The organism is Heyndrickxia vini, from assembly GCF_016772275.1.
GTDB classification, from domain to species: domain Bacteria; phylum Bacillota; class Bacilli; order Bacillales; family Bacillaceae_C; genus Heyndrickxia; species Heyndrickxia vini.
Window position 1 is genome coordinate 1,916,123 of sequence record NZ_CP065425.1, and the last position, 22,558, is coordinate 1,938,680.

A 22,558-nucleotide genomic window follows, 5' to 3' on the forward strand; every position below is an offset into this window, starting at 1 on the left:
TCGTAATGTAAATGGGTATGAAAGTGGTGAAGCTCCTTGGATAAAGAAGAAAATAAAGACTTTGAATCAAAAGAAGAACAAACGAATGGTTACATAAGAATTAGAAAATTTAAATTTGTTATGCTTATTTTTGTGCTTATTTTTGCAACAGCAGGTATTACCACCTTTGCCTTAGCATTTGGGGATGAAAAAGCAGTAAAGGTGGGTGTTAACCAAAGAACGGAGTTTAATAAATTATATGATACGTATGATCAATTAAACAAAAATTATTATAAGGATATAGATAAAGAAAAATTAATTAACGGTGCAATAAATGGAATGCTAGATTCACTAGATGATCCATATTCTGACTATATGACGAAAGCGGAAGCATCTAAATTTCATGAAAGCATTTCATCATCTTTTCAAGGAATTGGTGCTGAAATACAAGAGAAAGATGGAACGATAGTAGTTGTATCCCCTATAAAAGGTTCTCCCGCTGAGAAAGTGGGCATTAAGCCTAATGATAAAATATTAGCGGTCGACGGTAAAAATATTCGTGGGATGAGTGCGAATGAAGCTGTTCTTTTAATACGTGGGAAAAAGGGAACAAAAGTAACCTTAACGATTCAAAGAGCAGGATCCCATGATACGACCCAAATGACTATCACAAGGGATGAAATTCCATTAAATACTGTATATGCTGATATGCTGAAAGACGGTATTGCAAAGATTCAAATTACTAGCTTTTCCGAGAATACATATAATGAGCTATTAACTGCATTGAATGATATGGATTCAAAAGGCATGAAATCACTCATTATTGATCTTCGTCAAAATCCTGGAGGTCTTCTCGACCAAGCGATTAAAATTTCTAATCTTTTTATTCCGGAAGGAAAGAAAATACTTCAGGTAGAAGATAAAAATGGTAAGCGCGAAGTTGTAACGGCAGAAGACGGGAAAAAAATAAAGGTGCCAGTAGCAGTCATTATCGATAAAGGAAGTGCTAGTGCTTCGGAAATATTGGCGGCTGCAGTAAGTGAATCTGCAGGAATACCTTTAGTTGGTGAAAAATCCTTCGGGAAAGGTACTGTTCAAACAGCTAGTGATTTTAAAGACGGATCCAACATGAAATTCACAACGGCAAAATGGCTAACTCCAAACGCCAATTGGATACATCAAAAAGGAATTGAACCAAATTATAAAGTAAATATGCCGAAATATGCTGAATTGCCATTAATTAATCCCGATTCTAAGTATAAGGTTTCGTCATTATCGAATGAAGTGAAAGCTGCTGAAGAAATGCTGAAAGTACTAAAATACAATCCAGGAAAAGTAGATGGATATTTCGATGAAGATACTAAAAGAGCAGTAATTAACTTCCAAAAAGATGCGAAATTAAAAGCCAATGGAATTTTACAAGGGAATACTACGATTCAATTAATGAATAAGATTAGAGAAAAAATTATTAAAAACGATACTCAAGTAAATAAAGCAATAGAATTATTAAAAAAATAAAAAGGAAAGAGACCGACATTAAATGATATGTCAGTCTCTTTTTATTTACAGCGGTTTCAATTAATTTTTATTTATAGTAGAATAAAATGAATGGGGGAAAAGAAAGGAACGCAAATGGATGGATAATGAACTATATAAACTTGAATTAATATTCCGAAATATATATAGAAAGATGAAGGAGCAATTTAATTCAAGAATGAATGAGTATGTAACGACAAATGAATATATGGTTTTAAAACTAATGTATAAAGGTAAAATGCGTGTAACTGATCTTTCTAAAACTTTAGAAGTATCGGCAAGTCATATTACAAGCATAACTGACTCATTAGTACAAAAAAAATTAATTGAAAGAAGTCGTTCAAGTAAGGATCGCAGGGTTGTGGATTTAGAATTAACAACAGAAGGAAAGGCACTAATTAAAAATCTAAATCAAATCACCTCGAATTATATGCAAGAAATGTTCGGTGTATTTTCAGATGATGAAAAAAAGAAATTGATCGCTCTATTACATAAGTTTGAAAATCAATTATTCAACGAAACGAAAGAATAATTTCTTAACGGAATGTTAAAGGATATTCCAAAAAGGAAAATGCAAACCATCTTTGTTGATGGAAATTCTCATCATTCGACACTTTTGGAACATCCTTTGTTTTTATTATTGGTTTTCACCAAACTTTAAAAATGTCATCTCATCTTCTACAAGACCACATGCCCCACATTGTACTCTGTATTCCGGACCTTTATAAGAAATGTGAAAAAGATCGGCTGCATGACTTCCGTAATCCTCAATGATTTCTCCGGATTTCGGATCCATTTTTATAGCTTGTGGGACCTGTTGTATGATATTAAATCTTGTCCGGTTTGTTTTGCAATTTGGACAGCAATATGGACCATGCATATTTACTACCTCCAATATTATATTTTATAAGTTCAAATGATCTTCAACAATATTATAACCAATTTGCAATCTATTTATGTCCATGATTAAAGGGTGAGAATTAGTGAATGACTCGAAACTATTAGAAAATTATTTAAGCATTTGGAATAACAGAAGCTATCACTTCAATACACATACTGCTAAAGAAAAGCTTAAGGAATTAATAATAATAGAGCTGCAGGATGAACAGACGCATCCTCGAACAAGGAAAACAAAGGAAATAAAATTTTACTTTGCGATTAAAAGACTGTTGAATTCATCATTAACTGACTCCGAAAAGGTTGCATTAATTCAATATTATAGTGAAGTAATGGAAGAAATCAGCCATTGGTAATCCTAATGGCTTTTTTTAAATGATATAAAAACTTTTGAAATCTATTTGAAATAATTGATATAAAGACACGTCAATGGAATTTTTGTCAATAGCAAATTCGTGTTATAATATGGAAACTACTAAGTAAATATGGAAATTCAGCTAATGAAAGTCAGTTCTATATTTAATCTAGAAAAACCAATAAAACAAGGAGATTAGTAGAATACTTGTTTTGAAAATGAATTAGATGTAACTAAACTCTACGATTTTAGTATTCTCTTCCATAATTATTACAAAAAACATATGATATGATTTTCTTGCAAGACAAAATCAGATATCGTAGAAATCAAGGAGGAGACATACATCCATGAAAAAAACACTTATTACTACAGCAACTGCATTGACACTTCTTGCAGCACCATTAATGAATAAAGCAGATGCGGCAACACTTCAAAATGATTCAAATAAATCTATTAAAATTCAACAATATCAATATAAAGTAAATAATATGGAAGATGCACAAAAAGTAATTAATCAACTATTGGCTAAATACAATGTTAATGGCAATACTACAAGTAAAAATGTAGAAAAGAAGGCAGCACAATCTAATCATTCAACAACTAAAAAAACTACCGAAAAAACAAAACCTGTTAAACAAAAGAAACCAACAGTTACACAAAATAAGCCAAGCACTGGGCAAACAAGCAAGACAACCCCTGAAAAATCAACAACACCTACTACGTCTGCTACAACAAAAACTAATTACAGTTTAAATGCGTTCGAAAAACAAGTAGTAGATTTAACAAATAAAGAACGTGCGAAAAATGGTCTTCCTGCCCTTAAGATTGATAATGAATTAAGTAAAGTGGCTCGAACAAAATCTAATGATATGGCAAAAAACAAGTACTTTGATCACACAAGTCCAACATATGGTTCACCATTTGATATGATGAAAAAATTTGGTATTTCTTACCGTTCAGCAGGTGAAAATATTGCGATGGGTCAACGTTCACCTGAAGAGGTTGTTAATGCTTGGATGAACAGTGAAGGTCACCGTGCAAATATTTTAAATAAAAATTATACACATATTGGTGTTGGATATGTAGAAAACGGAAACTATTGGACTCAAGAATTTATTGGAAAATAATAGTCAATTTTAAAAAACCTTCTTTCGGGAAGGTTTTTTTGTCTTTTGAATTATAGCTAGGGAACATATTTCGTAAAATTAGTGCATATAGATTAGGGACAAGTACTAATTTTGGGGGATTTATCTTAATGGCCTATAAGTATTCTAAAGGATGGTATGTTCAAAAGTTAAAAGAAAAAGGAATCCGTTATCACCCAATAGGAAGAAAAAAGTTAGAGTTATACAAAACATGGGTTGTACGAAATCTTTATAATGAGCAACAAATCAAAGAATAGTATGAAAAAAAGAACTCGCATTTTTGCGAGTTCTTTATGCTTCAAGAGCATGTGTTTCATCGTTAACGGATTGCTGCCGCATAATATATAGTGAATAAAGATCTTTTGAAATTTCATATAAGTCATATATATATTCTTTTTCATTTAATTGATCAAATACAACTTTCCGAGATTCATTCGCTTTTATGACATATGGAAGTTTTTCTGCAGCTTTTATAGAACGAATATTTTCCTTCCGAATTCGCATGAAAATTGTTTCAATACCTAATTCATAAAAAACCTCGTTAAAAAATGCCTCTTTTGCATGTTTATTATACCCTTTCCCGTGATAGGGTTTTCCGATCCATGTACCTAAAAATCCAGCACCATTTTCAATATCGTATAAATTAATTGTGCCGATTGGATTTCCCCATTCATCCATTATTGTGCGCGAAATGAGTTCTCCTTTTTCTTCAGCTTCTATTGTATGTTTCGTTAAAAATAGAAACTCGTCATGGGAATTTGCCTTATGACGAACAAAAGGAAAGACATCCGGGTGCACCATCAAATCGAATAGAATATGGCTTTCTTGACCAATTAATTCGCGTTTCTTGAGCATGACGATCCCTCCAATGAGGGCAGTTTTCCCCTAAGTAGGAAGATCCACCCTCGAAATTTTTTAAAGTTGCGTAAAAAATTTCGGGGTGGGAATCGAACCCACTAGGACCAGTCAAGAAACTTTTCTGGTGGCGCACCATTTGCCTTCCCTAATTGCTGTATATAAACTTTTGTAATTATTTTCTGATTGTATATTACAATAAATTTTTAGAATTGAAAATAGGTTTTTTGTTAATTTTTTTTGACTATTTTTCCCTTGTTTCGACAAATTACTTTTTTTTCTTTTTTTTAATGAAGTAGTGGTAACTAAAATAAAACAAAAGCGATAGAATGGCTATTAAGATAATCGGTTTTAAATAGGTCGAAGCAACTACACTTATCGAATTCCAATGTTGATTTAACTGCATCCCAATTAAAAGAAAAAGAATAGTCCATGGCAGCATGGCGGCAATTGTATAAATTAAAAATTGATGAAACGGCATTCTAGCAATACCTGCTGGAATTGAAATCGCATGTCGAACGATAGGGATAAATCTTGCTGTGAAAATAACAATTGTACCATATTTATTAAACCACGATTCTGCTGCATTTAAATGACTAACTTTAATTAACATAAATTTACCGTATTTTTCGAAAAATGGGCGACCGCCATAGACACCTAGCCAATAAAGAAAAAGTTGAGCAATCGTTCCTCCAAGTATTCCTGCAAGTAAGGCAGAAAAAAATGATAAATTTCCACTAGAAATTAAATAACCGCCATATCCTAAAACGATTTCACTCGGTATAACTTCAATCATTAATGCAATAGTGATACCGAAAAAACCATATTGACCAAGCATTTCAAGCATAGTTGTGATCCAATCAGCTGCCATATTATTCAACTCCAATTAAAAAATTCCAATAGTTTGTAAAAGAATAATTGAGATTCCAAGAATCCAAACATAATAGGCGAAGATTTTAAGAGAACGTTTCTTTAAATAATTGACCATACCAACAATTGCAAAATAACCAAAAATTGCCGAAGCAACAGTACCGAAAAGAAGACCGGTAAACGTTACAGATTCAACTTGTCCCGAAAAAATATCTTTTCCTTGTAACACGATTCCACCTAAAATGGCAGGAGTAGATAATAAAAATGAAAAATATGCTGCCGTTTCCCTATCTAATTTTCTAAATAATCCTGCAGCTATTGTTAACCCTGAACGAGACAATGCGGGAAAGATAGCTGCTGCTTGAAATGACCCAATGATAAGTGCATCTGAAAGACGGATATTTTCCAGTTTTTTATCCCCTTTTCTTGCCTTTTCTGCAAACCAAAGGACTAGTCCAGTAGCTAGAAATTCCCAACCTATTGTAGTACCAGTCTTCGATATTTCTTCAAAATAATCTTTAAATAAAAGACCGATTATAACTGCTGGAATAGTACCGACTATCATTATCAGGGTCAACTTACTAAATGGGTTGCGGATCATTTTCCAAAGTTCATTTTTATATACAACAATTATTGCTAATAGTGTCCCAACATGGAGCATCGTATCAAGGAAAAGTCCTGCCTCGTCTAATCCAAATAAATGTCTGCCAATATACAAATGCCCAGTACTTGAAATTGGCAAAAACTCTGTTAAACCTTGAATAATTCCTAATATGAACGCTTGAATATTCGATAACAAAAAAATCACCTACTTTATGTAATTGATAAATATGGACAACTATTAAATACATATGCTAAATATCCTTAGAAAATAATGAAAAAAAATATTTTGAAAAGAAACTAAGAAGTTGTTTAAATGTGAATAAACTCTATCAATTTTCATATAATAGATTGATACTTCTTGGATAGGGTGAAGAGAAATGAATATTAAAGAGTATTATTCCTTTTTGAAGAACATGTATTTTATTCAGGTAATCATTATCGGCATTTCAGCAACAATTTCCATATTTATTATGATTCATTTTGAAATAACTATTATTCATAAGCTGATATTTTGTTTGATAGGTTTATTACTAGTCTGTTTTTACAGCAGATACTATTATTTTTCATATCGAGAATCAAAAGCAGTGTATCTATTAAACTCAAAAGAAAAGGTATTCGAACACAATCAATTTTTATTGTTACAGGAAACAAACCCACGCTTTCAATTGAAATTTTTTAAAAGTAATGGAATATGTGAATGGGAAATTTCAGAGGTAAAGATGAGCTCAGTAATAAAATTTCCATACCAAACACATTTATTCGAATTAAGAAAACGAGACGGTAGCATGCTAGCACTTTATAAAATCCCTCGTTTTCAAAAATCAGTACTGGAAATAATTGCTGCAGGGAAAAAAATGAAACTTATTCTAGTTTCAAGGGAGAAAGGAAAAGAAATATTTTCTTTAAATCAACATCAATTTTTAATTGATAAAAATTCTTCTAAAATTCAACTGTTAAAAGATAAATCTTTCCTAATGAAAAGTGAAATTGGGATAATGCCACTAAATTGGCAGAAGCAGTTTGCTCCTAATACGCCAATTATTGAAGTAAACGAAAAAATTGAAATGCAAGACTTTTATATTGCCGTTTGTCTACTCATCTATTGCCAACAAAAGTATAAAAAGTTATAACACCTTTTCTATAGGTTGCCATTTCACCTATAGATTTTTTTATGGACTTTAGACTTGGTTCTTTGGTATTATTTTTATGTGAATTCACATTAATTGGAATGATTTACAATGAACAAGGGGAGAAATTCATGGAAGTTTTTGTTGCTCGACAACCGATTTTTAACGAAAATGAAAAAGTAATATCATATGAATTGCTTTATCGTAATAATAAAGTCAATGCATTTCCTAATATTGATGGCGATCAAGCAACCGCAGATGTCATCATTAATAGTTTTTTAAATATAGGTATTGATAATCTTTCATCAGGATTACCGTGTTTTATAAATTTTACGGAAAATCTACTTCAACAAAGAGTTCCTACCTATTTTCCCCCAAGAGAAATTGTTGTTGAAATACTCGAAAATATATTACCGTCACCGGAACTTCTTAATATTTGTTTGGAACTAAGAAATCAAGGTTATCGAATAGCATTGGATGATTACATATTTCATGAAAGAAATATATATTCATTGCAATTATTAAAAGTGGTTGATATTGTGAAAGTAGATTTTTTGAATACGGATGAAGTGGAACGCAAGAAAATTGAAACGATAGTTAAACAGTTTAATATAAAATTACTAGCTGAAAAGGTTGAGAATCGAGAACAATTTGAACTTGCAAAAAAAAGCGGATACAGCTTTTTTCAAGGGTATTTTTTTAGTAAGCCTGTAATAGTTTCGACATTTGATATTCCCGCTTCATTTAATTCTTATTTTCAAATCATAAATAAATTATCTTATGAAGATGTAAGTTTTGAATCTGTAAGCCAAATAATTGAACAAGATTTATCTTTATCATATAAATTGTTAAAATTAATTAACTCTCCTGCATATCGCCCGAAACATAAAATTCATTCCATCCCCCAAGCAATTATTTTATTAGGTTTAATTGAGATAAAAAGGTGGATATATGTGCTAGCTGTAAGAGAAAATGCTGGGTGGCGTCAACAACTTTCAGATGAAATAAAAACATTATGTTTAACAAGAGCAAAATGTTGTGAAATTATTGCTGAAAAATATATTGGAAGAGGGCAGTCGCCAAGCTATTTTTTATTGGGACTTTTTTCTTTAATGGATACAATTTTATCCATTCCAATGGAAACAATATTAGACAATCTTCCGCTCGAAGACACGATTTATAATGCTTTATGTGGAGAGGAAAATGAAATGAGAGTAGTACTAGAATTGGTTATCGCAATCGAAAAAGGTGAGTGGGATCTCATGGATCGATTATTAAATAAAAGTGGAATAGATTCTAGTAAACTGCCGTCTATTTATCAACAAGCATTGCAGTGGAGTATGAACGTGTTAAATGAAGATTATTTAGATTGAATCTTGATTGAGATCTTTTTTTGTGGCACGCTTAATAAATAAGAAGAAAAGTACTGTGATGGTGGAGGATTAAATATGAATATATTATTACGAAAATGCCACGGGTCTGGAAATGATTTCTTACTAATTGATGAAATTTCCTCTCAATATCATTTTACCGAGAAAGACCGACAAAATTTAGCTATTGCTTTATGTAATAGAAAGTCATTTTTAGGTGCAGATGGTATTCTTTTTACTATGAAAAGTGTTCATGCAGATGCAAAAATGCGTGTATTTAATGCAGATGGCTCCGAAGCCTCCATGTGTGGAAATGGTTTGCGCTGTGTGGGAAGGTACGTTTGCGAGCTCCTTGAAAAAGATGAGATTGTTATTGAAACAATGAAAGCAACACTTTCAGTAAATAAGGCGGAATCAATATTTAATGAAATTCCAACCTATTGTGTAGAGATTTCTCCAATTGTATTTTCTTTGTCTGCACTACCTATGACTTTGGATAAAGATCATCTAATTAATGAGAAAGTTCCTGAACTATCTGATCAATTATTATTTTCTGCAGTAGCTGTCCCTAATCCACACTTAATTACTTTTGTGGATAAAGAAAAGCTGTATGATAATACGCAAGAAACAATCGCTAAATATGTAAATGGTCCAAATCCATTATTTCCAGATGGAGTCAATGTGAGTTTTGTTAAAGAGTTGGATAAAGGAGAAATATTTGTTCGAACATATGAAAGAGGTGTGGGTTTTACTAATGCATGCGGAACTGCTATGTCTTCCTCCTCACTTATTTCTTGTCTTCTTTCAATGAATGAATTTGAAAGTAGTATAGAAGTTTATAATAATGGTGGAAAAGTACGATGTGTTGTTCATAAGTATGAAGACGAATACAAAATTGATTTAATTGGGAATGCGACATATATTTATGAAGCTGAAATTAAATTAGACCTTATAAAACCTGAACTATTTCAAGTGATCCAGAAATCAAGTTTTGATGAGCAGAAGCATTATGAGGAACTTGAAAGATATGCTAATCAACGAATAAAAAAAGAACTATGTGTATAAATAAAAACATCGACGCTGTGTCGATGTTTTTCATTTGCTTTGTTTCAAAAAGTTTAAAATTGGTTCAAATGGCTGATTATTCTTTATCGAAAAGAAGTTTTCAAACGGGCAAGAGAATTTATTCATTCGATGTAAAACTGCTTTCATTGTAAATTGTTCCGGATGAAGTTGCTCATTCACTTCGTTCCAAAACAACGGTGTTGCAATTAATGCATCTTCATGTCCACGCATTGAATAAGGCGCAATAATTGTTTTTCCTTCCGCATGTTGTACAAAATCGACATACAGTCTGCCTTTTCGATTTTTTTTAAGTCGTTCGATTGTAAATAAGTCTGGTTTTTCCGTAACAAGGTAGTTTGCAATAAATTCAGTAAATAAGCGTGTATCATCCCAGCTAAATTGTTTTTCAGGTAAAGGGATATAAACTTGTAGGCCTTTATTTCCTGATGTTTTTATGAAACTAACTAATTCCAACTGGTCAAATATTTTTTTCATCATTTGACTTGCTTTTACTGCTAAGTGGAATTCATTGCGCGACGGCGGATCAAGATCAAACACAATCTCACTTACATATCGATCTGAAATAGTATGAAAAGGTATATGGAATTCAATGGATAATTGATTAGCGAGCCACATTAGCGTTTTTAGATCATTGCAAACAATATAGTGTATTCCGTCTTTTAGATGTGTTTGAATAAAACCGGGTGCATAATCAGGACAATTTTTTTGATAAAAGGGCTCTCCAAATATTCCATGCGGGTATCGGATGACAGTTAATGTTCGATTTTGTAAAAAGGGAAGCATAAATGAAGAAATCTTTCTCATATAGCGAATAAAATCCAACTTGGAAATCGCATCTTTTTCCCATAATGGTTTGTCCGGATGAGTAATTGATATATCTATTGGAATTTGTGCTTCGTCTATTAAAAATTGTTCATAGGTACATTCTTCAGGGGATAAATCAAATCGAAAAGCATGAAAATGTGGCTCTCTTAGTTTATTTTCAAACCATTCCAGGTAATATATATCAACACAAATAGATGGATGAATATTTAGCAGTCCATGATTACTGGCATATGCATTCTCTTTAATAACTTTGTTTAAAGCTCGTTTTTTATCAGCATCAATGCTAAATAAAAACAATCCTAAAGGATAAACAATCTTATCCTTGTATACACCAATATGATAATATCCGTTAGAAGAATCCAAGCCTATTATAAAGCATGATACTTTTTTCCAATTTTTAAGTTTAACCCATGTTTCAGTTCGTTTCCCTTCCTCCCATTTGCTGTCAATCGTTTTCGCCACAATGCCTTCCCCATCAAAGGATTTAACCCGCTTCCATACTTTGTTAAAATCCTTTTCACTCAAAATTTGTTGAATTAAATTTTGGCTCGCATTTGTAGGATTCGTGGGTAATTCCATCCTGTTAATGAAGTTATTTAGCTGATATTTCCTTTCCGCTAATGATTGGCTAATTAGTGATTGCCCTTTAATTTTTAACAAATCAAATACTAATAATTTACATTGGCGTTTTTTCGCATATTCAGAAATTTTATCCTCTGATTTCAATCGTCCTCTTATTTGTAATTCTCCAAAATTTGCTTTCCCGGAATTTTCTAACACTACTATTTCGCCATCTAATATTAATGGTAAAAAATCCTTTACACGTTCATTTATGCTCATTAAGTACGTTTCAATTTCCGGAAATTGTGGAAGCAGGTCTTTTTCATTTCTACTCCACAAATGCATAACATTGTGATTCCATTCTAATATCGCACGAAATCCATCATATTTAATTTCGTATATCCAATTACTATCTAAAGGAGGATCGGTTTTCAGTGTCGGAAGCATTGGTTTCATTCATTATCACCACACATTTTTTTCTTATAGTGCCCGACTATGTTTATAGTAGTATTTCCAATAAATTTTAAGTATGAAAATCTTATTAAATAAAATGCTTATAATAAGAAGAAAAATAGGAAGGATGTATTAGATGCATACGATATGGAAGGGAAGCATTAGCTTTGGTTTAGTAAATATACCGATTAAATTGCATGCAGCAACGGAAGATAAAGATATTAAGTTGAGATCGCTTCATAAAAAATGTCATACACCGATAAAATATGAAAAAATATGTCCAGTTTGCGAAACTGAATTGTCTATGGATGATATCGTTAAGGGTTATGAGGTAGCAAAGGGGAAATTTATCGTATTGGACGAGACTGAATTAAATGAACTAAAAAAGGTTGCGGAAGAAAAAGCCGTTGAAATAATAGACTTTATAAAAATTGAAGAAATCGATCCCATTTATTTTAATCGAAGTTATTATATGTCACCAAATGAAGGTGGAATGAAAGCCTATGGTTTACTAAGAAAAGCTCTGGCGGAAACAGATAAAGCGGGATTGGCTAAAATCGTTATGCGTTCAAAGGAACAGTTAGCAATTATAAGGGTGTATGAAAATACTTTATTAATGGAAACAATCCATTTTCCAGATGAAGTTAGAAACGTTGGGGATGTACCGAATGTTCCAGCAGATGATCAAGTATCAAAAAAAGAAATTGACACGGCAATTTTGTTAATTGAACAATTAACGACTTTTTTTGAACCGGAAAAATATACTGACGAATATCGCACAAAACTAATGGATTTAATTAACAATAAGCAAGTAAGTAAACAAACTGTAACACCGAAGGAAAAAATATCAAGTACAAATGTAACTGACTTGATGGCAGCTCTCCAAGCATCCATTGATAAAACAAAACCAAAGGAAGAAAAGAAAGCGCCAGCAAGAAGAAAAAAAGCACCTTCAAAAGCTAAAAAAGTTCAATAAGGGACATCGATAAGGGAGGAAACAACCTCTAGGTATATGCTAATATAAAAGGGAGATGCAGGAGGTTAAGTATGAATAAACGGTCTTTATCGTTGGGAATTAGTGTCATTTTTTTTATTGCTCTTTTTATTTGGGGTTTTGTAGAAATTTCAAGTGGTTTAAACGGTTCAGAAATTAGAGGCTTTGATAACCGAATTATTTCCTTCGTTCAAGGAAAAATATCCGATAGACTAACATCAGTTATGTTGGTAATTACTTTTTTTGGCTCGGTTAAAGGTGTAGCCATCATCACAATCATTGTTATCTTAATACTATTTTTTTCTCGCCACCGATTATTATGTTTATTTTTAGCAGTAACGATTGGTATTGGGGCAGGAGTATTTAATCGTATATTAAAATTGTATTTTAAACGTGAGCGACCCGATATCCATCCTATTATTCAGGAAAATGGTTTTAGTTTTCCGAGTGGACATTCAATGGGATCGATGATCTTATATGGGAGTCTCGCTTTTATATTGGTAAAGTTGGCCAAGCATAATTGGTCAAAAGGTATTGGCATATTAGTGGGGATTATTATTATTTTTGTTGTAGGCTTAAGCCGAATATATTTAGGTGTTCATTATCCAAGTGATGTAGTAGGGGGATATATTGCAGGTGCTTTTTGGCTGTTAATTTGTATAACTATATTTGAAATTATTGGAAAATGGCATCAGCGGAAGAAAACAAACTAAACGTGAATATCAAGCATTATTGAAGGGAATATAAATAGGCGTCCGTCCATTTTTGCCCAAATTTAAAATTAAATATTCCCAAATACCTATAGATGAATATGATGCTAGGGAAGTTTTAAATAAGGGAGGAATGACCAGATGAGTGGTGCAGTTGGTGGTGTTGGTTACGGTGGCGGCTTTGCCTTTATTGTCGTCTTGTTTATTCTTTTAGTTATCGTTGGTGCAGCGTATGTTGGCGGCGGTGGTTACGGCGGCGGATACGGAGTTGGACCAGGGTACGGGTATGGATACGGTTGCGTTTGTTAATAACCAATTTCATTTTGTATAGAGAATTGTCTATTGAATAATTTTAAGGCACCTTTTCCGAGGTGCTTTTTTTGTACTTAGATGTATTTAATTATGAATTAAAATGGTAATTATCCCTTATTTTCCTTGATTTTTTTTTGGCCCTGTTTTAATATAATAAATAAATAAATTAATTTTTTCAAAAACAATTATTATTTTAAGGATGCAAATACGCCGTTAGATTCACATGTTATAAAGAGTGTCTACTTTTTTGTGTGGATATTCCTTATAATATGTGAATTTTTATTTACTTCGTAAATATGAGTAACATATTAAAAAATTTTTGGAGGTTGTCTATACATGGCACAAGGTACAGTTAAATGGTTCAACAGTGAAAAAGGCTTTGGTTTCATTGAAGTTGAAGGCGGAAATGACGTATTTGTACATTTCAGCGCAATTGTTGGCGAAGGCTACAAAACTTTAGAAGAAGGTCAACGTGTAGAATTCAATATTGTTGAAGGTCAACGTGGACCTCAAGCTGACAACGTAGTAAAACTTTAATCTTATAACAAAAAAACTGCCAGATTGGCAGTTTTTTTATTTATAAGATTAATATAGTTTTCGCCAATATTTGACAAGGAAATCATTTGAATATAACATGTATAAATATTGTGTTATAATGAACTTATCAATGAAATCTAAGAATAGAAAAAGAAATAAATGATTAAAATGTCGATTAATCAAAAAATTAATCGATTTTTTTATGTAGTGCGGAAATACCGATTTAGATAAAAATACTTGATTTTTTTTTAGAAAGTAATAAAATAATTGAGTATCAAATATTCTAGGGAATATAATTCTTAAAAAAAACGTCACCTTAGGTCAGCAAATGACTATTAGGAGGTATACAATGGGAAATATTAAATCAAAATTTCATAGTTTGTTAAATAAAAAGTATTCATTATTCTATTTAATTGTAGTACTGTTTTGGTTAAAGTCTTATGCTGTGTATCAAAGTGAATTTAATCTTGATATTAAGAATAGCATGCAAGAGTTTTTACTATTTTTTAATCCGATAAGTTCCGCATTATTCTTTTTTGCGTTTGCATTGTTCTTTAAAGGACGTGCCCGATCTATAGCTTTAGTTGTTATAGATTTAGTGTTATCGATTCTGCTGTATGCAAATGTGTGTTATTACCGCTTCTTTAATGACTTTATTACTATTCCTGTTCTTTTCCAAACGAAAAACTTCGGTGATTTGGGCGGTAGTGCAGCAGCATTGATGAAACCATATGATGTTCTTTATTTTCTAGACACAATTATTTTAGTAGGTTTGCTTGTCTTTAAAGTAGTTAAATCTCAATCAGAAAAAATGAATCGTCGTTCTATTTTTGCTGTATTTGCAGCAGCAATAGCTTTTTTTATCATTAATTTAGGTCTTGCAGAAGCAGACAGACCCGAATTGTTAACACGAACTTTTGATAGAAATTATATTGTAAAGTATCTTGGTGCATATAATTATACAATTTATGATGCTATCCAAACGACTAAATCATCAGCGCAAAGGGCATTTGCTGATAGTAGTGATGTTGTTGATATTGAAAACTATGTAAAAGCAAATCATGCAGAACCTAATAAAAAATATTTTGGTGCAGCAAAAGGAAGAAATGTAATTTATATTTCTTTGGAGTCTTTTCAAAACTTCCTTATTAATTACAAACTTGATGGTCAAGAGGTTACACCGTTTTTAAACAAATTAACTCATGACCAAAACACATTTTATTTTGACAACTTCTTCCATCAAACTGGACAAGGAAAGACATCTGATGCTGAATTTATGATGGAAAATTCATTATTCCCACTGCCAAAAGGTGCGGTATTTACAACGAAAGCAGCAAACACATATCAAGCAGCACCGGCTATTTTGGGACAAAAAGGATATACATCTGCTGTATTCCACGGAAATTATAAAACATTCTGGAATCGTGATGAAATGTACAAATCCTTAGGGTATGATAAATTTTTTGATGCAAATTATTACGATATGAGTCCGGAAAATACAATTAACTACGGTATGGAAGATAAGCCGTTTTTTAAAGAGTCAATGCCTTATCTTGAAAAGCTTCCACAACCGTTCTATACAAAATTTATCTCTTTATCAAACCATTTTCCGTTTGAGTTAAATAATGATCCTAATTTCCCTGAAGGAGATTTTGGAGATAATATTGTTAATAAATATTTCCAAACAGCGCATTATTTAGATCAGTCAATAGAACAATTCTTTAATGACTTAAAGGCTTCAGGTTTATATGATAACTCGATTATTGTGATGTACGGTGACCACTATGGTTTATCTGAAAATCATAATAAGGCAATGGCAAAAGTTATGGGTGTAGATGAGATCACACCATATATTAATGCTCAATTACAAAGAGTACCATTGTTTATCCATGTACCGGGTGTAAAAGGGAAAATTGATCATACGTATGGTGGAGAAGTTGATGTACGTCCTACATTAATGCATTTACTTGGCGTCAATACAAAGGAATATATAACTTTTGGTAATGATTTATTATCAAAAGAACATCATGAGCTAGTTCCATTTAGAAATGGTGATTATGTTTCAAAAGAATATACGCAAATAAGTGGTGAATGTTATAGTAATCCTTCTGGAGAAAAAGTAGATAACAAACTTTGCCGGGATAATGACAAAGTTGCAAAGACTGTGCTTGAACTTTCTGATAAAGTAGTTTATGATGATTTACTTCGTTTCTATACACCAAAAGGGTTTACACCAGTAAAACGTGAAAATTATGATTATACAAAAGATCAAACGGTTAATGATACAAACATTAATAATAGTAAATAAAAAAATCCCCTTCAATGGGGATTTTTTTTATTTGTTAGCATGAATACTTAATTTTAACCAATTATATTAGTTATATGGAAAATGAACAGTGTTTTTAATTATCATTTTTCTCTTTTTTAATCGGTGTAATTTCTTCAGAAGATTCCATAGCATAATTCATAACCGATATCCTTCGTTTACTTGTTTTTTCTTGCGGATAAAATCTTCTATACAAATAAATGTGAAAAAAGTACTCACATAAAGCGACACCCAATCCGCCAACAATTGAGGCCCAGAATAACGTACGATAGTTGTCTAGGTTTCCGTAAGAGACTATTGACCATATAATTAGAAAGGACAAACCAAAATCGACAGAAGTTGCCACTACATTATTGGTGCGGGGTAATAGCAATTTATCCCCAATTATATATGAAATAACACCGATAACAGCAGTAATTAAAATTACACTTTGAATAGACATGCCATAGATTAACCCGAGTATGACAAACAAGGCGATAAAGGAAGCAATGAACTTAATAGCTAATGCAGTTAGTGTCTTCATTGTATGAACTCCTTTTAGGAAGATGTTATTATTTTCTTATTAAATCGTTTATTTTATTCATAAAAAAAGCTACTTAACCAAAATGATTAAGTAGCGCTCCAGTCAAATAAAGTACTGAAGAAAACTAGTTATTTACATCCTCAGATATATTGTATTTTAAATAATTATAATTCTCAGTAGGGATGGTTTTATAAATCGTCCCATTTTTATCCTTATATATTTCAAATTCCCTATATGTTTCAACCACATAACCTTGCTCTTTATCTTTTTTTGAATTGACTAGCTTATATTCCAAAACTGGATTTAAGTCATTGGTTATTGTTTTTTCATTTTCCATTGTACTTACAGGTAAACTCATATGAACATTACTTAACTCATTTTCAGTAATCGTATTAATATAAGCAAGAAATACGAATATTCCTATTAAAATAATTGATGTAAGTACTTTATATTTTTTGCTTTTCAAGTTTTTCACTCCAAACTTGTAAATTTACCGAGTAGTAATTATTTTGTTTTCCCTTGTTACTACATTTTCTAAGTAAGTTAAAAGTTGTTCTCTCATTTCGGGTCTTTTCAAGCCAATTTCGGTCATTGCTTTTAAATAGCCTAGTTTATCACCTATATCATAGCGATCGCCTTTTAATTGTAATGCGAAAGTTATTTCTTCCTGACAAATAATCCTTAAAGCATCGGTTAATTGAAACTCATTACCCACCCCTTTTTCAATGTTGCTTAAAACCGGAAAAATAGATGGCTTGAGAATATATCTTCCCATTATAGCTAGATTTGAAGGTGCCTCATTCACGCTTGGTTTTTCAAATAGATCCTCAATTTGATATAAATCGTCATGCTGTTGTCCCGGACTGATAATACCATATTTACTTACCTCACTTATTTCTACTGGTTGTACACCAATAACATTTGAATCATACTTTTCATATATGTCAATTATTTGCTTAAGTGCAGGCTGTTGCGACATCATAATATCATCGCCTAATAGAACTGCGAAAGGATCATCTCCTATAAAATGCCTTGCACATAATATTGCATGACCTAAACCTAATGGTTCTTTTTGTCGTATATAATGAATATTTGCCATATTGGTGATTTTCTTGATTTCTTTTAGCGTATCATATTTCTGTTTTTCATTAAGCACCTGTTCAAGTTCAATGGATTTATCAAAATGGTCTTCAATGGAACGTTTATTTCGGCCTGTAACAATCATAATGTTCTCAATTCCGGATTTTACTGCTTCTTCTACGATATATTGAATGGCAGGTTTATCAACTATTGGCAACATTTCCTTTGGCTGAGCTTTCGTAGCTGGTAAAAATCTAGTCCCTAAACCAGCAGCTGGAATAATCGCTTTATTAATTTTCACTGATATAACCTCCAATTTGTTTTTCTTTGAGAAATTCCGTTCGAAGGGTTTGTACATTTTAGGTACATAATAATTTGAGAGTTAATTTAATTGTATTCAGAATAAAATTTGGATAGACCTTGACATTTTTATAAAATATTTTATTTTATAGACAGTTGTATACTTCATTCTAGGAATTGCTTTTTTAATATTTCAATCAAATTTGTAAAAACTAGCTGTAAAACTATGAAGAGGAGCAAAATATGCCAATTGCTAAATGTGGTAATTTAAACTTATTTTATGAAGATTATGGAGTAGGACCCGCTATTATATTTATTCATCCACCCGGAATGGGAAGAAAAACATTTTTGAAGCAATTACCTCTTCAAAACGATTTTCGATTACTAATACCTGATTTCTCAGGTCATGGAGATAGTATCTCACATGATGGAGAAATGACAATTTCACTTTATATGAAAGAAATAGAGGCAATACGAAAACATGCTGAAGTAAGTGAATTGTTTTTATTTGGGTATTCAGCAGGAAGTATAATTGTACAAGAATATGCAATTAAATACCCAATGAATGTAAAAGGTGTTATATTATCAGGTGGGTATCCTAAAATCGTAAATGAAATGCTGAAAATTGAACACCAAATAGGGATTAATATGGTTATGTTTGCGCCAAAAGTACTAGCCAAAGTATTATCAGTCAGCCATTTTTATGAAAAAACATTGCAATTAGAGTTGTATGAACATATTTTGAAATCAAATCGATATACTTGGAGACAGTTTTATATTGAATCATTGCATTTTAATTGTTTAGGGCGGTTATCTTTATTAAATGCTCCATTGATGCTTTTATATGGAACAATGTCAGATATTATTAATCAGCATGTAAAATTATATCCGAAAATTATTGATACTGAAATCCACTTTATTAAAGGTGCAGGACATCAATTGCCAACGAAAAATGATAAAAAAGTAAATGATTTAATCGCTCAGTTTATTAATAAACAAGTATATAATAATTTGATTATGTAAACTTCGCTATGTAAATTTTTATTAAAGATGTTTTACATTTTTACTTGGAAAAGTTTAAATGGTATCAAAGGAGGGACAAAAATGAATGATCAAAGATTTTCAATTGCTCATAAGGAGGCATGGATTGGTGTTGGTATCGCAATCATCCATTTCCTATGGTGGTTTGGTTTTGCTTACGGGCTTGGAAGGGGGAAAGTAGAAGATTATACATATATTTTAGGGTTACCTGCATGGTTTTTTTATAGTTGTATTATTGGGTTTATCGTTATTGTGTTTTTAGTATTTATTGCTGTTAAGTTCTTTTTTAAAGAAGTACCTTTTGGAAATGAGGAAAGTGGTGGACAATGAATATTCAAGTAATTATTCCTCTAGTAATATTTTTACTATTATTTTTTATTGTAGGTTTATTAGCATCGCGATATATAAAAAGTTCTGATTCTTTTATCCAAGAATATTTTTTAGGTAGTAGACAAATGGGCGGTTTTATTTTAGCGATGACCATGGTTGCAACATATGGAAGTGGTAGCAGCTTTATCGGTGGTCCTGGGGCTGCATATAATTATGGATTAGCATGGGTGTTATTGGCGATGACACAAGTTGTAACTGGTTATTTTGTTTTAATGGTTTTAGGTAAGAAGTTTGCAATTATTTCTCGCAAATATGATGCAATTACATTGATTGATTTTTTAAAAGCAAGATATCAATCAAATTGGGTTACAATAATTGCTGCCGTTAGTATCGTTATCTTTTTGTTCTCTTCTATGATCGCTCAATGGGTTGGCGGAGCTAGATTAATGGAATCGATTTTAGGAGTTTCTTATACAACGGCATTATTTATTTTTGCCGTTTCCGTACTCATTTATGTTATTATTGGAGGGTTTCGGGCAGTTGCAATAACTGACACGATCCAAGGAATAGTTATGCTCGGAGGTACAATATTATTATTGATTGCTACACTTATTGCAGGTGGCGGTATTGAAAATATTATGACTGATTTAAAACAACAGAATCCCAATTTATTGAGTCCTTATGGAGCAGATCGTTCATTAACACCACTGTACATATCTAGTTTTTGGATTCTTGTTGGAGTAGGGGTTGTAGGTTTACCGCAAATTGCTGTTAGAGCAATGTCTTATAAAAATGCGAAGGCAATGCATCGGGCAATACTTATAGGAACCATTGTTATTGGAATCATTATGTTTGGTATGCATTTAATTGGAGTTCTCGCAAGAGCAATTGTGCCTGGAATTGAAAATGCAGACACCGTTATGCCAATTGTGACAATGAAAGTATTACCTGCATGGGCCGCTGGAATAGTCCTTGCTGCACCTATGGCGGCTATTATGTCAACGGTGAATTCAGTTTTAATTCTTGTTTCATCGGCTATAGTAAAGGATTTATACATAGGTTTTATCAATAAGGAGCCGACTATAAAAAAAGTAAAACAAATAAGCTTTTTTACGACTTCAATTATCGGGGTTGCTATCCTTTTTCTGGCGATTCATCCGCCGGATCTACTAATATGGTTGAATTTATTTTCTTTTGGTGGGTTAGAAGCTGTATTTATTTGGCCAATCATCATGGGTCTTTATTGGAAAAACGGTAATAAATATGGTGCCATCGCCTCTATGATAACTGGTATGGGATTATATATTTATTTTGACCGTTTTTATCCTAATCCATTCGGAATGCATACTGTCGTGATACCGATACTATGTTCGTTATTGATTTTTATAATTGTATCTTTGTTCACAAAAAACAAAGCCATCAAATAGGTGGCTTTGTTTTTATTAAACCGGAGAATGCACCGGATCTTTTTTTGTTTCGTTTTCTTTGTTAGGTTTAACAGCAATAAATGCTAATGAAGCTGCGATTATACTTAAAAAGGCTAATATTACAAACATAAATGTTAAATTATGGTTCATAAAGTATGCCATTATAGGCGGTCCTGCTGCTACTCCAATAAAGCGCATAGAACTATAAATTGCTGTGATTGTCCCACGGATAGATTTTTCAATTGATTGAGTAATAATCGCATCAAGACATGGGAGACTTGCTCCAATACCAATGCCACTAACAAGAAAAACAATTAATAAATACAAAAATTGATTGGAAAAGCTGACAGCAATAACCGATACTCCAGTGACAATAATGCTAGAAAAGATAATCCATTTCATTATAATCAAGTTTTCTTTTATAACTTTTCCAGCTATATAAGATGCAAGGCAAAGAGCAGCTAATGGAATAGCAAGAATAAACCCTTTTTTGACTCCATGAAAATTGTATTGATCTTCAAGAACACTGGAAAGATAGAATAATACAGCAAATAAAATAAACATAAGAATGGCTCCAATGGCAAAAACCGCAATAAGCCAACGACTGTGTTCTTTAAATACACCTCTTGTATTGCGCATAAACTCTTTAAATTCAAGGCCCTTTTTGTCTTCCTTAGGCTTTTTTACGAAAATAACTATTGATATGAGTGATAATAAACAAAATATTGGTATCGAGAAAAAAGGTAAAAACCATAAGACACCGGCAAGGAGACTACCGAGAATTGGGCTTAAAACTTTTCCGAAAGTATTGGAAGTCTCGATTATACCTAATGTTGCACTCACATCTTTTTCGCGACGGAACATATCACCTACTAATGGAAGTACGATTGGCGCGCCACCGGCTGCTCCAACTCCTTGTAGTATACGACCGATGAGAATCATCATAAACGGATCATTTAATTTCCATGCAGCCCATCCGGAAACGATCCCTCCAATACCCGAAAGAATGAGAGATGGAATAATCACCATTTTGCGGCCATAACGATCTGAAAGGTAACCAGCAATAGGGATTAAAAATATTGCGACAATAGAATAAACCGTTATAATATAGCTAGATTGCATTTTAGAAATATCTAATTTTTTTTCAAGCATTGGTAGAACTGGGATTAACATAGAATTGCCAAGTGTCATAATTAATGGAATGGAGGATATAGATACAATTGCCCAACGCTTATCTTGAATTTCATTTTGACCCAAAGTCGCTGCGTGATTGTTCAGCTTGTTCATCTGTAATTTCCTTTCATGGTTATCTATTA

General features: G+C 32.1%; 25 protein-coding genes. 16 read left to right on the forward strand and 9 right to left on the reverse strand.

What is annotated here, in order from left to right:
- Positions 1-36: 36 nt before the first annotated feature.
- On the forward strand, positions 37-1,497 hold the full coding sequence (locus tag I5776_RS09615; protein ID WP_246483965.1) for a lmo1851 family serine protease: 1,461 nt from the start codon (positions 37-39) through the stop codon (positions 1,495-1,497).
- Between the two features lie 172 nt (positions 1,498-1,669).
- Positions 1,670-2,047, forward strand: a complete 378-nt coding sequence (locus tag I5776_RS09620; RefSeq protein WP_246483966.1) for a MarR family winged helix-turn-helix transcriptional regulator — start codon at positions 1,670-1,672, stop codon at positions 2,045-2,047.
- Between the two features lie 105 nt (positions 2,048-2,152).
- On the opposite strand, the gene I5776_RS09625 is transcribed toward I5776_RS09620, so the two are convergent.
- The gene (locus I5776_RS09625) at positions 2,153-2,395 is read right to left on the reverse strand and encodes a DNA alkylation repair protein (protein ID WP_202780390.1); all 243 of its coding nucleotides are present in this window, start codon (positions 2,393-2,395) and stop codon (positions 2,153-2,155) included.
- A 103-nt stretch (positions 2,396-2,498) separates the two neighbouring features.
- Between I5776_RS09625 and I5776_RS09630 the strand changes: the two genes are divergently transcribed.
- The 3 genes from I5776_RS09630 to I5776_RS09640 all read left to right on the forward strand — a co-directional run bounded on the left by I5776_RS09630 (position 2,499) and on the right by I5776_RS09640 (position 4,169).
- A complete protein-coding gene (locus tag I5776_RS09630; RefSeq protein ID WP_202780391.1) occupies positions 2,499-2,768 on the forward strand; it encodes a hypothetical protein in 270 nt (89 codons plus the stop codon).
- 346 nt (positions 2,769-3,114) lie between these two features.
- On the forward strand, positions 3,115-3,894 hold the full coding sequence (locus I5776_RS09635) for a CAP domain-containing protein (RefSeq protein ID WP_202780392.1): 780 nt from the start codon (positions 3,115-3,117) through the stop codon (positions 3,892-3,894).
- 128 nt (positions 3,895-4,022) lie between these two features.
- Positions 4,023-4,169: a DUF2639 domain-containing protein gene (locus I5776_RS09640; RefSeq protein ID WP_202780393.1), complete on the forward strand. Its 147-nt coding sequence runs from the start codon at positions 4,023-4,025 to the stop codon at positions 4,167-4,169.
- 34 nt (positions 4,170-4,203) lie between these two features.
- Here I5776_RS09640 and I5776_RS09645 read toward each other — a convergent pair whose 3' ends face one another.
- The 3 genes from I5776_RS09645 to I5776_RS09655 all read right to left on the reverse strand — a co-directional run bounded on the left by I5776_RS09645 (position 4,204) and on the right by I5776_RS09655 (position 6,436).
- The gene (locus I5776_RS09645) at positions 4,204-4,767 is read right to left on the reverse strand and encodes a GNAT family N-acetyltransferase (RefSeq protein ID WP_202780394.1); all 564 of its coding nucleotides are present in this window, start codon (positions 4,765-4,767) and stop codon (positions 4,204-4,206) included.
- Positions 4,768-5,035: 268 nt separating this feature from the next.
- Entirely contained in the window at positions 5,036-5,638 is a 603-nt protein-coding gene (uptA, locus tag I5776_RS09650; protein ID WP_202780395.1) for an undecaprenyl phosphate transporter UptA, read from the reverse strand.
- A gap of 15 nt (positions 5,639-5,653) precedes the next feature.
- Positions 5,654-6,436 (reverse strand): undecaprenyl-diphosphate phosphatase, encoded by a 783-nt coding sequence (locus tag I5776_RS09655; protein ID WP_202780396.1) that lies wholly within the window; start codon positions 6,434-6,436, stop codon positions 5,654-5,656.
- 181 nt (positions 6,437-6,617) lie between these two features.
- On the opposite strand from I5776_RS09655, the gene I5776_RS09660 reads away from it, so the two are divergent.
- The 3 genes from I5776_RS09660 to dapF all read left to right on the forward strand — a co-directional run bounded on the left by I5776_RS09660 (position 6,618) and on the right by dapF (position 9,802).
- On the forward strand, positions 6,618-7,370 hold the full coding sequence (locus tag I5776_RS09660; RefSeq protein ID WP_202780397.1) for a hypothetical protein: 753 nt from the start codon (positions 6,618-6,620) through the stop codon (positions 7,368-7,370).
- Between the two features lie 128 nt (positions 7,371-7,498).
- Positions 7,499-8,740, forward strand: coding sequence for an EAL and HDOD domain-containing protein (locus tag I5776_RS09665; RefSeq protein WP_202780398.1), 1,242 nt, complete (start codon positions 7,499-7,501; stop codon positions 8,738-8,740).
- A 75-nt stretch (positions 8,741-8,815) separates the two neighbouring features.
- The gene (dapF, locus tag I5776_RS09670) at positions 8,816-9,802 is read left to right on the forward strand and encodes a diaminopimelate epimerase (RefSeq protein WP_202780399.1); all 987 of its coding nucleotides are present in this window, start codon (positions 8,816-8,818) and stop codon (positions 9,800-9,802) included.
- Between the two features lie 30 nt (positions 9,803-9,832).
- Here the strand turns inward: dapF and I5776_RS09675 are convergent, their stop codons facing one another.
- A complete protein-coding gene (locus tag I5776_RS09675; protein ID WP_202780400.1) occupies positions 9,833-11,665 on the reverse strand; it encodes a DNA ligase D in 1,833 nt (610 codons plus the stop codon).
- Between the two features lie 133 nt (positions 11,666-11,798).
- On the opposite strand from I5776_RS09675, the gene ku reads away from it, so the two are divergent.
- The 5 genes from ku to ltaS all read left to right on the forward strand — a co-directional run bounded on the left by ku (position 11,799) and on the right by ltaS (position 16,523).
- Positions 11,799-12,638 (forward strand): non-homologous end joining protein Ku, encoded by an 840-nt coding sequence (gene ku, locus I5776_RS09680; RefSeq protein WP_202780401.1) that lies wholly within the window; start codon positions 11,799-11,801, stop codon positions 12,636-12,638.
- Between the two features lie 71 nt (positions 12,639-12,709).
- Entirely contained in the window at positions 12,710-13,369 is a 660-nt protein-coding gene (locus I5776_RS09685; RefSeq protein WP_202780402.1) for a phosphatase PAP2 family protein, read from the forward strand.
- A gap of 138 nt (positions 13,370-13,507) precedes the next feature.
- Entirely contained in the window at positions 13,508-13,675 is a 168-nt protein-coding gene (locus I5776_RS09690) for a YjcZ family sporulation protein (RefSeq protein ID WP_202780403.1), read from the forward strand.
- Between the two features lie 339 nt (positions 13,676-14,014).
- Entirely contained in the window at positions 14,015-14,215 is a 201-nt protein-coding gene (locus I5776_RS09695; protein WP_202780404.1) for a cold-shock protein, read from the forward strand.
- 349 nt (positions 14,216-14,564) lie between these two features.
- Positions 14,565-16,523, forward strand: coding sequence for a lipoteichoic acid synthase (ltaS, locus tag I5776_RS09700; RefSeq protein WP_202780405.1), 1,959 nt, complete (start codon positions 14,565-14,567; stop codon positions 16,521-16,523).
- 94 nt (positions 16,524-16,617) lie between these two features.
- Here the strand turns inward: ltaS and I5776_RS09705 are convergent, their stop codons facing one another.
- From I5776_RS09705 to galU, 3 genes are all read right to left on the reverse strand, one after another.
- Positions 16,618-17,064, reverse strand: a complete 447-nt coding sequence (locus I5776_RS09705) for a YndM family protein (RefSeq protein ID WP_202780406.1) — start codon at positions 17,062-17,064, stop codon at positions 16,618-16,620.
- A 124-nt stretch (positions 17,065-17,188) separates the two neighbouring features.
- Positions 17,189-17,539 carry a hypothetical protein gene (locus I5776_RS09710; protein ID WP_213085696.1) on the reverse strand — a complete coding sequence of 117 codons (351 nt, stop codon included), beginning with the start codon at positions 17,537-17,539 and terminating at the stop codon, positions 17,189-17,191.
- Positions 17,540-17,554: 15 nt separating this feature from the next.
- A complete protein-coding gene (galU, locus tag I5776_RS09715) occupies positions 17,555-18,502 on the reverse strand; it encodes a UTP--glucose-1-phosphate uridylyltransferase GalU (RefSeq protein WP_202780408.1) in 948 nt (315 codons plus the stop codon).
- Between the two features lie 185 nt (positions 18,503-18,687).
- Between galU and I5776_RS09720 the strand changes: the two genes are divergently transcribed.
- From I5776_RS09720 to panF, 3 genes are all read left to right on the forward strand, one after another.
- Entirely contained in the window at positions 18,688-19,467 is a 780-nt protein-coding gene (locus tag I5776_RS09720) for an alpha/beta fold hydrolase (RefSeq protein ID WP_202780409.1), read from the forward strand.
- Between the two features lie 81 nt (positions 19,468-19,548).
- Complete coding sequence (locus tag I5776_RS09725) at positions 19,549-19,815, forward strand: YhdT family protein (RefSeq protein WP_202780410.1); 267 nt, start codon at positions 19,549-19,551, stop codon at positions 19,813-19,815.
- Positions 19,812-21,242 carry a sodium/pantothenate symporter gene (gene panF, locus I5776_RS09730; protein ID WP_202780411.1) on the forward strand — a complete coding sequence of 477 codons (1,431 nt, stop codon included), beginning with the start codon at positions 19,812-19,814 and terminating at the stop codon, positions 21,240-21,242. The genes I5776_RS09725 and panF overlap by 4 nt, the downstream gene beginning before the upstream one ends.
- A gap of 15 nt (positions 21,243-21,257) precedes the next feature.
- Here the strand turns inward: panF and I5776_RS09735 are convergent, their stop codons facing one another.
- Positions 21,258-22,529 carry an MFS transporter gene (locus I5776_RS09735; protein WP_202780412.1) on the reverse strand — a complete coding sequence of 424 codons (1,272 nt, stop codon included), beginning with the start codon at positions 22,527-22,529 and terminating at the stop codon, positions 21,258-21,260.
- Between the last annotated feature and the right edge of the window lie 29 nt (positions 22,530-22,558).